We start from the raw sequence: 9640 nt of genomic DNA, 5'->3' as shown, positions 1-9640 counted from the left end.
GTCCGCAGTTCTACTTCCGGACGACGGACGTGACGGGCAACGCGGCGCTGCCCGAGGGTGTCGAGATGGTGATGCCCGGCGACAACATCAAGATGCAGGTGGAGCTGATCACGCCGATCGCGATGGAGGAGGGCCTGCGCTTCGCCATCCGCGAGGGCGGCCGCACCGTCGGCGCCGGCGTCGTCGCGAAGATCCACGAGTAGTTCGGGTTCAGGGGGTTCCGGAGCGATCCGGAAGTCGTCCGCGGCGGCCCTCCGGGCCTGCCGGTGATCCGGAAACGGGCTGAGGCGCGTCGGTCGAACGGGATCGACGCGCCTTGCAGCCGAGGAGTCAGGTCTCATGCGAGACATCATTACCCTCGCTTGCCCCGAGTGCAAGATGAGGAACTACACGACCAAGAAGAACAAGCGCCTGCACCCCGACCGGGTGGAGCACAAGAAGTACTGTCCGCGTTGCAACAAGCACACGCCGCACAAGGAAACGCGCTAGTTCCGCTGATACGACCCTCCGCGGGGCTCCGGCCCGCGCGGAAGCCTGGATTTGCAGGGGTGTAGCTCAGTTGGTAGAGCATCGGTCTCCAAAACCGAGGGTCGCGGGTTCGAGCCCTGCCGCCCCTGCCACCGCAATCTGAAGCCGGCCCGTCGCGAGGCGAGGCCGGAGCCGAGGAAGGACCTGGGAACATGGTGAACCGGTTGTCCAGCTACCTTCGGGAGACTTCCCAGGAGCTGAAGAGGGTGTCCTGGCCCAGCATCGCTGAGCTGAAGGAGTCGACGGTGGTCGTCATGGTGACGGTCGCGGTCATCACCGTGCTGCTGTTCGCCGTGGACAAGATCCTGGACCTGGGCATCAAGACGATCATCTCCCTGGCCTAGCCGGGAGTGACGGGAAAAATCGATCAGGGCCCTGGAGATGGGACGGAAGGTCCCGTTTTCGGGGTGCCTCCGTGTGTCTGAATTGCGTCCGGATCCCGCTCTGCACGGATCGGGACCCAGTCCGGCGCGGATCCGGCGGCAAGCCGGTCGACGGACGCGCAGACCGAACGTGACGACGGGAATGGAGCCGGCCGTGTTTGATTCTGACGAAACCCGCGAGAAGCCCGAGGGCAAGGAGCTGGAGGCCGCGGCCGCCGAGAGCGGCGACGACGGTTCCGATTCGCTCTTCTTCGACCTGCCCGACGAGGACTTCGTCGCCGAGGAGGAGGCTCCCGCGGAGACGGCCGACGCCCCCGCGGCGGCCGGCGCGCCGGCGTCCGAGGAGGACGAACTGCTGGCGGCCGTCGAGATCGAGCTCTCCGCCGAGGAGCAGGCCGAGATCGAGCGGCGCGGCCGCATGAAGTGGTTCGTCATCCACGCCAACACCGGTCACGAGAACAAGGTCAAGCGCAACATCGAGATGGCCATCAAGAGCCAGCACATGGAAGAGAACTTCGGTGAGGTGCTCGTCGCGACCCAGGAAGTCACCGAGATGAAGAACGGCAAGCGCTCCACCGTGAAGCGCAAGTTCTTCCCGAGCTACATCCTGGTCGAGATGATCATGAACAAGGAGACGCAGCACTTCATCAACGGCATTCCGGGCGTGACCCGCTTCGTCGGCGGCACCCCCCTCAAGCCCGAGTCGATCACGAAGGAGGAGGTGGACCGCATCCTCGGTCGCATCTCCGCCCCGGACGACGACAGGGAGACCCTTGAGATCCCCTACAACGTGGGAGACAGCGTCCAGGTCATGGACGGGCCTTTCACCGAGTGGATCGGCGTGATCAACGAGATCAATCACGACAAGGGCAAGCTGAAGGTCATGATCTCGATTTTCGGTTCGGAGACCCCGGTGGAGCTGGATTTCCTGCAGGTCAAGCCTGTCTGATCCCGCTGCGCCGTCGTCTGGCAGTCGCCGGTTTTGTCTGGACCAACGCGGCTGTCCCCGGTTCCGCCCCTCTCAGCGGCGACCGGACATCCATAGAGAAGGGCCGAAGGGCGGCCGACGTTCGCGACAAGATGTGGACTCCTTGCGCGCGGACCGAGAGCGTCACCGAAGCCGGATCCTGAATTGAAGGAGAGAAGGTCAATGGCTAAGAAAGTCATGACATCGATCAAGTTGCAGATCAAGGCCGGGCAGGCCAATCCCGCCCCTCCGGTGGGTCCCGCCCTGGGCCAGCATGGTCTGAACATCATGGAATTCTGCAACGCCTTCAATGAGAGGACCAAGGAGCAGATGGGCCTGGTGACCCCCGTGGTCATCACCGTCTTCCAGGATCGGAGCTTCAGCTTCATCACGAAGACCCCGCCTGCTTCCGTTCTGATCAAGAAGGCCATCGGCCTGGACAAGGGCAGCGTCACGCCCGGCCGGACTTCCGTCGGCACGATCTCCCGCGCCAAGCTGCGCGAGATCGCCGCCACCAAGAGGGAAGACCTGAACGCCGGATCCGACGAGGCCGCGATGAAGATCATCGCCGGCACCGCGCGGAGCATGGGGCTGGACATCGTCTAGGTCGGGACTGCGACCCACGGGGCCGGTCCGGCGGATCCGCTGATCCGCAGGGCGACGGGAACCGGAGAAGCGGATGCGCGGCGCGGCCGATCGCATCCAATCGCAACATCACAGTCACTGGAGTCGACCATGAAACGCGGAAAATCCTACAACAAGGCCGTCGAGGGCTACGACAAGACCGGAACCTACGCCATCGGCGAGGCGATCGGGCTGCTGTCGCAGATGCCCAAGGCCAAGTTCGACGAGACGGTGGAAATGGCCGTGCGTCTGAACGTCAATCCCCGTCACGCCGACCAGATGGTTCGCGGCACCGTGGTGCTGCCGAACGGGACCGGACAGACCGTCCGGGTCCTGGTCATCACGCGCGGTCCCAAGGAGCAGGAGGCGAAGGACGCCGGTGCCGACATGGTCGGGGCCGACGAGTACCTGCCCAAGATCCAGGACGGTTGGACGGATTGCGACGTCATCATCGCCACCCCCGACATGATGGGTGAGCTGGGCAAGCTGGGCCGGATCCTCGGTCCCCGCGGGCTCATGCCGAACCCGAAGGTCGGCACCGTCACCATGGACATCGCCAAGGCGGTGCGGGAAGCGAAGGCCGGGCGGATCGAGTATCGCGTCGACAAGGCCGGCGTGATCAACGTTCCCATCGGCAAGCGTTCGTTCGACAACGAGGCGCTGACGGGCAACGCGATCGCGCTCTATCGCGAGCTGGTGCGGGTCAAGCCGTCGGCCGTGAAGGGCATCTACGTCAAGTCGCTGTTCGTTTCCGGCACCATGACGCCGTCCGTGCGCGTCGATCACACCACCTGCGCCTGATCCGGTCCGTCCGGAATCGACGCGGGGCCGGGTTGTAGGTCCGGTTCATAGATTCGAAGGAGTTGCCAAATGGCACGTCCCGAAAAAATTGCGGAGGTGGAAGCCATCACCGAGCGGATGCAGGCCGCACAGTGCATGATCCTCGCGGATTATGCCGGCTGCACCGTGGAGCAGATGACTCGCTTTCGGGAGACCTGTCGGAGCAAGGCGGTGGATTGCCGGGTCGTGAAGAACCGGCTCGCCCGCATCGCGGCCGACAACTGCGATCTGGGTGTCATGAAGGACCACCTCAAGGGTCCGACCGCCATCCTGTTCGGTCTCGAAAGCCAGATCGACGCCGCCAAGATCGTCGCTGAATTCGTTAAGGATAACGAAAAGATGCAGATCAAGGGCGGCATGCTCGATGGCCAGTACCTCACCGAAGCCGAGGTCGTCGCCCTCAGCAAGACGCCGAGCAAGGAGGAGCTGATCGCCAAGATGATGGGCAGCATCAACTCCCCGGCCAGCGGTCTCGTGGGCACGATGAACGGAGTCGCCGCCGCGCTTGCGCGCGCCATCGACGCCGTCGCGAAGCAGAAGGGCGAGGCCGCCTAGCGGTCGCGTCCGGCCGGTTCGACCCGGCCAGGATCCGGAAGAGAGGCGGATGCCGGCGCCCATCGCTGAAGATCGGGCCCGCGCCGCGAGAGATAACCAGACAATCCACCGGGCCGCGCGCCCGGTTCGCAAGGAGACGGGAAGAATGAGCGAGATCAACCTGAGCGAGAACGCCGCCAAGGTCCTGGAGCTGATCGAGGGCATGAGCCTGCTGGAGGCCGCCGACCTGGTGAAGGCCATGGAAGAGAAGTTCGGCGTGAGCGCCGCCGCCCCCGTGGCCGTGGCCGCCGTCGCCGGTGGTGGCGAAGCCGCCGCCGCCGAGGAGCAGACCGAGTTCAACGTCGTGCTGACCGGTGTCGGCGACAAGAAGATCCAGGTCATCAAGGTCGTGCGTGCGATCACCGGTCTGGGCCTGAAGGAGGCCAAGGACCTGGTCGAGGGCGCCCCGACCAACGTCAAGGAAGGCGTCTCGAAGGAAGAGGCGGACGACCTCAAGGGCCAGCTGGAGGAAGTCGGCGCCATCGTCGACGTCAAGTAGGGCCCTGCAGACGACGCGAGGCGGGGCCCACGGCTTGTCCGAAAGGGTCCCGCCGCGCGCGTCTCCGGCACCCGCCGGTACCGCCGCCCCGCCTCGCCCCGGGCGGCGCCTGACGAGATCCGCCCCGGGGACGTTCCGGGGCCGTACGGAACACGACAGTCGGCCGCCGGATCCGGCAGCCAACCTTCTTCCTGAGGAAGTGGTCCTGTGAAAAATATCCCAGTCGACAAGTTCACCGGACGCGTCAACTACTCCAAGATCCAGCGCGACGAGGACATGCCCAACCTGCTGGCGGTGCAGCTCGACTCGTACAACGAGTTCCTGCAGATCGGCATCAAGCCCGACGACCGCACCATGCAGGGCATCGAGACCGTCTTCCAGACGATCTTCCCGATCGAGTCGTCCCGCGGCAACCTGATCATGGAATACATGAGCTACAAGACGGGCGAGCCCAAGTACGGCATCGAGGAATGCCAGGAGCGGGGGCTCACCTTCAGCGTGCCGCTCAAGGTGCGCCTGCGGCTCGTCGTCAAGGAGGAGGCCGAGGGAGCCTCCGACGAGGAGATGATGATCCGCGACATCCAGGAGCAGGAAGTCTACCTGGGTGAGCTGCCGATGATCACCGACAAGGGCACGTTCCTGATCAACGGGGCCGAGCGCGTCATCGTGTCGCAGCTCCACCGTTCGCCGGGCGTCTTCTTCAGCGACGAGATCCATCCCAACGGGCGGCGGCTGTTCCGGTCGCGCATCATCCCGTACCGGGGCTCGTGGGTCGAGTTCACGACCGATATCAACAACATCCTCTACGTGCACATCGACCGGAAGCGCAAGCAGCCGGCGACGATGCTGCTGCGGGCCCTCGGCTTCCAGAGCAACGAGGAGATCATCGAGCTCTTCCACCAGGTCGAGACGATCAAGATCACCAAGCCCGGGACCAAGAAGTTCAAGGAACTCGAGGACTCCCTCGAGGGCCGCATCCTGGCCGCCGACGTGCACCGTCCGGGCGAGGACGACCCCTTCGTGAAGGCCGGCGCCATCATCGACGCCCTGACGCGCGAGAGCATCCTTGCCGCGGGCCTCAAGGAGATCAAGCTGGTGGCCGAGGGCGAGGTCTCGCTCAACGAGCCCAGCCTGATCCTCAACACCCTGCGCAAGGACCCGACCAGCAACCAGGACGAGGGCCTGCGCCGCTTCTACAGCCTGCTGCGCCCCGGCGATCCGCCGAACGAGGAGGTCGCCCGCGCCCTCTTCGAGCGCCTCTTCTTCAACGAGAAGCGCTACGACCTGGCCGAGGTGGGCCGCTACAAGATGAACCGCCGGCTGAACCTGGACGTCGACCCGAAGGTCACCACGCTGACCCCGTCCGACTTCCTGGCCATCATCCACGAGATGATCAGCCTGTTCCTCGGCCGCACCGAGATCGACGACATCGACCATTTCGGCAACCGCCGCATCCGCTCGGTGGGCGAGCTGCTCGCCAACCAGTTCTCGGTGGGCCTGAGCCGCATGGCGCGCATCATCAAGGAGCGCATGAACCTCGCCGACAAGGACAAGCCGCTCAGCCCGGCCGACCTCGTCAACGCGCGCACGGTCTCGGCCGTGATCCAGAGCTTCTTCGGCAGCTCGCAGCTGAGCCAGTTCATGGACCAGACCAACCCGCTGAGCGAGCTGACCCACAAGCGGCGCCTGAGCGCCCTCGGTCCCGGTGGTCTGCACCGCGACCGCGCCGGCTTCGAGGTCCGCGACGTCCACTACACGCACTACGGCCGCATGTGCCCCATCGAGACGCCGGAAGGGCCGAACATCGGCCTGATCGCCTCGCTGGCCACCCATGCGCGGATCAACAGCTTCGGCTTCATCGAGTCGCCGTACCGCCGGGTCGACGAGGGCAAGGTGTCGGGCCGCACCGACTACCTGACCGCCGACCAGGAGGACTCGGTCACCATCGCCCAGGCCAACGCGCCGGTCGACGCCAAGGGCAACTTCCAGGACAAGAAGGTGCTGGCCCGCTACAAGGGCGAGTACCCCATGGCCCGTCCGACCGAGATCGACTACATGGACGTGTCGCCGAAGCAGATCGTCTCGGCGGCCGCCTCGCTGATCCCGTTCCTCGAGCACGACGACGCCAACCGCGCCCTCATGGGCTGCAACATGCAGCGCCAGGCCGTGCCCCTGCTGCGGGCCGACTCGCCGATCGTGGGCACGGGCATGGAGAAGAAGGTCGCGGTCGACTCCGGCGCCGTGGTGGTGGCCGAGGCCGACGGCGTGGTCGAGAGCGCCTCGGCGGACGCGATCGTGATCCGCTACGACGACCCCGAGAAGGTCTCGTCGGGCAGCTTCTTCGACGACAACGGCATGGTCGAGTACCGCCTGCGCAAGTTCAAGCGGTCGAACCAGGACACCTGCTACAACCAGAAGCCCCTGGTGGTGCCCGGCCAGAAGGTGAAGAAGGGCGAGCCCATCGCCGACGGCCCCTGCACCGACAAGGGCGAGCTCGCCCTGGGTCGCAACCTGCTGGTCGCGTTCATGCCCTGGGGCGGCTACAACTTCGAGGACGCCATCCTGGTCTCCGAGAAGCTGGTGAAGGAGGACACCTTCACCTCGCTGCACATCGAGGAATTCGAGCTCCAGGTCCGCGACACCAAGCGCGGCGTCGAGGAGGTCACCCGCGAGATCCCCAACGTGGGCGAGGACGCGCTGACCAACCTCGACGAGGACGGCATCATCTACCCCGGCGCCCGCGTGCGGGCCGGCGACATCATGGTCGGCAAGGTCACGCCCAAGGGCGAGACCGAGCTGAGCCCCGAGGAGAAGCTCCTGCGGGCCATCTTCGGCGAGAAGGCCGGCGACGTGAAGGACGCCTCGCTGAAGGCGCCTCCGGGCATGGACGGCATCGTGGTCGACGTGCGGGTCTTCTCGCGCCAGGACCGCGGTACCCGCTCCAAGAAGGAGGAGAAGCGCCAGCTCGACGCCCTGCGCCGCCGCCGCGACCGCGAGCGCACGAAGATCAACGCCATCGCCGACGAGCGGTTGGGCGAGCTCTTCATGGGCGAGACCGCGCACCACATCATCGACGCCAACACCGGCGAGGTGCTGGTCAAGTCGGGCCGCAAGTTCACCAAGGCGGTGCTCGAGGAGCTCGACTTCAACGCCATCCACTGGGGCCTGCCCCTGGTGAAGGAAGACAAGCAGGACGCCAAGATCCGCTCCGTGTTCGAGGCCGCGGCCCGCGAGCGCGAGCGGATCGACGTCGAGTACGAGAAGAACTGCGAGCGCGCCCTGCGCGGCGACGAGCTGCCGCCCGGCGTCGTCAAGCTGGTCAAGGTGTACGTCGCCCGGCGCCGCAAGCTGTCGGTCGGCGACAAGATGGCCGGCCGCCACGGCAACAAGGGCGTCGTGTCGAAGATCATGGCCGAGGAGGACATGCCCTACCTCGCCGACGGCACCGCGGTCGACATCGTGCTCAACCCGCTGGGCGTGCCCAGCCGCATGAACCTCGGCCAGATCCTCGAGACCCATCTGGGCTACGCCGCCCTGCACGAGGGCGTCAAGATCCAGACGCCCGTCTTCGACGGCGCGAAGATCTCGGAGATCAAGGAGGCCCTGGTCGGGGTGGGCGAGGACCCGAGCGGCAAGAGCGTGCTCTTCGACGGACGCACCGGCGATCGCTTCGACAAGGACGTGACCGTCGGCGTGATCTACGTGCTGAAGCTGCACCACCTGGTCGAGGAGAAGATCCACGCCCGGAGCATCGGCCCCTACAGCCTCGTCACCCAGCAGCCGCTGGGCGGCAAGGCCCAGTTCGGTGGCCAGCGCTTCGGTGAGATGGAGGTCTGGGCCCTGGAAGCCTACGGCGCGGCGAACTGCCTGCAGGAGATGCTGACGGTCAAGTCCGACGACGTGACCGGCCGTTCGCGCATCTACGAGGCCATCGTCAAGGGCGAGAATCCGCCCGAGCCGGGCATTCCGGAGTCCTTCAACGTCCTCATGCGCGAGCTGCAGAGCCTGTGCCTGGACGTGAACCTGGAAGACGCCGTCTGAGACAGCCCAGACCCCGTGCCGGGGGGCCCTGCGGGGCACCCCCAGGAGGAAAATAAATGCTCGGCCAGAAATTCCGCGACGAGGGCATGAAGACGTCCGACCACAACGCCATCATGATCCAGCTCGCCTCGCCGGACAAGATCCGCGAGTGGAGCTACGGCGAGGTCACGAAGCCCGAGACGATCAACTACCGGACCTTCAAGCCGGAGAAGGACGGGCTCTTCTGCGAGCGCATCTTCGGTCCCGTGAAGGACTGGGAGTGCAACTGCGGCAAGTACAAGCGCATCCGCTTCCGCGGCATGGTCTGCGACAAGTGCGGTGTCGAGGTCACCCAGAGCAAGGTGCGGCGCGAGCGCCTCGGCCACATCGAGCTGGCGGTGCCAATCGCCCACATCTGGTTCTTCAAGGGCCTGCCGAGCCGCATCGGCCAGATGCTGGCGATGAAGGTGAAGGATCTCGAGCGCATCCTCTACTACGAGTCGAGCGTCGTCATCGAGCCCGGCAACACCGAGCTCCAGGTCGGCGACGTGATCAGCGACGAGGAGTGGTGGGAGCTGAAGGAGGAGCACCCCGACTGGAACTGCACCATGGAGATGGGCGCCGACGCGGTGCGCCGGCTCCTCGGTGCCATGAACCTCGAGGAGCTCAACCAGGAGCTGCGCGCCCAGGTCAAGACCGAGACCAGCGTCCAGCGCAAGAAGGCGACCCTGAAGCGCCTGAAGATCATCGACTCGTTCCTGCAGAGCAACAACGAGCCCGAGTGGATGATCCTCGACTGCATCCCGGTGCTGCCGCCCGACCTGCGCCCCCTGGTGCCCCTGGACGGCGGCCGCTTCGCCACGAGCGACCTGAACGACCTCTACCGGCGCGTCATCAACCGGAACAACCGGCTGAAGAAGCTGATCGAGATCAAGGCCCCGGGCGTGATCCTGCGCAACGAGAAGCGCATGCTGCAGGAGGCCGTCGACGCCCTGTTCGACAACGGCCGCCGCTCGCGCGCCGTCAAGGGCCAGGGCAACCGGCCCCTGAAGTCGCTCAGCGACATGATCAAGGGCAAGAAGGGCCGCTTCCGCCAGAACCTGCTGGGCAAGCGCGTCGACTACTCCGGCCGTTCGGTCATCGTGGTCGGCCCCGAGCTGAAGCTGTACCAGTGCGGTCTGCCCA

General features: G+C 65.7%; 10 protein-coding genes and 1 tRNA gene. All 11 read left to right on the top strand.

Going from position 1 to position 9640, the window contains the following annotated elements:
- On the top strand, nt 1–203 hold a 203-nt coding region (locus KDM41_15415), incomplete at its 5' end, for an elongation factor Tu (GenBank protein MCB1184816.1).
- Nucleotides 204–339: 136 nt separating this feature from the next.
- Complete coding sequence (gene rpmG / locus KDM41_15410; protein ID MCB1184815.1) at nt 340–489, top strand: 50S ribosomal protein L33; 150 nt, start codon at nt 340–342, stop codon at nt 487–489.
- A gap of 55 nt (nt 490–544) precedes the next feature.
- Nucleotides 545–620 (top strand) — tRNA-Trp (locus KDM41_15405).
- A gap of 60 nt (nt 621–680) precedes the next feature.
- Complete coding sequence (gene secE, locus KDM41_15400) at nt 681–872, top strand: preprotein translocase subunit SecE (GenBank protein MCB1184814.1); 192 nt, start codon at nt 681–683, stop codon at nt 870–872.
- A gap of 457 nt (nt 873–1329) precedes the next feature.
- The gene (gene nusG / locus KDM41_15395) at nt 1330–1860 is read left to right on the top strand and encodes a transcription termination/antitermination protein NusG (protein MCB1184813.1); all 531 of its coding nucleotides are present in this window, start codon (nt 1330–1332) and stop codon (nt 1858–1860) included.
- A 201-nt stretch (nt 1861–2061) separates the two neighbouring features.
- Complete coding sequence (rplK, locus tag KDM41_15390; protein MCB1184812.1) at nt 2062–2484, top strand: 50S ribosomal protein L11; 423 nt, start codon at nt 2062–2064, stop codon at nt 2482–2484.
- A gap of 129 nt (nt 2485–2613) precedes the next feature.
- Nucleotides 2614–3303 carry a 50S ribosomal protein L1 gene (gene rplA / locus KDM41_15385; protein ID MCB1184811.1) on the top strand — a complete coding sequence of 230 codons (690 nt, stop codon included), beginning with the start codon at nt 2614–2616 and terminating at the stop codon, nt 3301–3303.
- A 69-nt stretch (nt 3304–3372) separates the two neighbouring features.
- Nucleotides 3373–3897 (top strand): 50S ribosomal protein L10, encoded by a 525-nt coding sequence (gene rplJ, locus KDM41_15380; GenBank protein ID MCB1184810.1) that lies wholly within the window; start codon nt 3373–3375, stop codon nt 3895–3897.
- A 145-nt stretch (nt 3898–4042) separates the two neighbouring features.
- On the top strand, nt 4043–4435 hold the full coding sequence (rplL, locus tag KDM41_15375; GenBank protein MCB1184809.1) for a 50S ribosomal protein L7/L12: 393 nt from the start codon (nt 4043–4045) through the stop codon (nt 4433–4435).
- Nucleotides 4436–4642: 207 nt separating this feature from the next.
- Entirely contained in the window at nt 4643–8476 is a 3834-nt protein-coding gene (rpoB, locus tag KDM41_15370) for a DNA-directed RNA polymerase subunit beta (protein ID MCB1184808.1), read from the top strand.
- An 86-nt stretch (nt 8477–8562) separates the two neighbouring features.
- Nucleotides 8563–9640, top strand: a 1078-nt coding sequence (locus KDM41_15365) for a DNA-directed RNA polymerase subunit beta' (protein MCB1184807.1), incomplete at its 3' end; no start/stop codon positions are given.

It is taken from the genome of bacterium (assembly GCA_020440705.1).
In the GTDB taxonomy this organism is placed as follows: Bacteria; Krumholzibacteriota; Krumholzibacteriia; order LZORAL124-64-63; family LZORAL124-64-63; genus JAGRNP01.
Note: the sequence above shows the minus strand (reverse complement) of the source record. Positions and strands in the feature narration are given on the sequence as shown.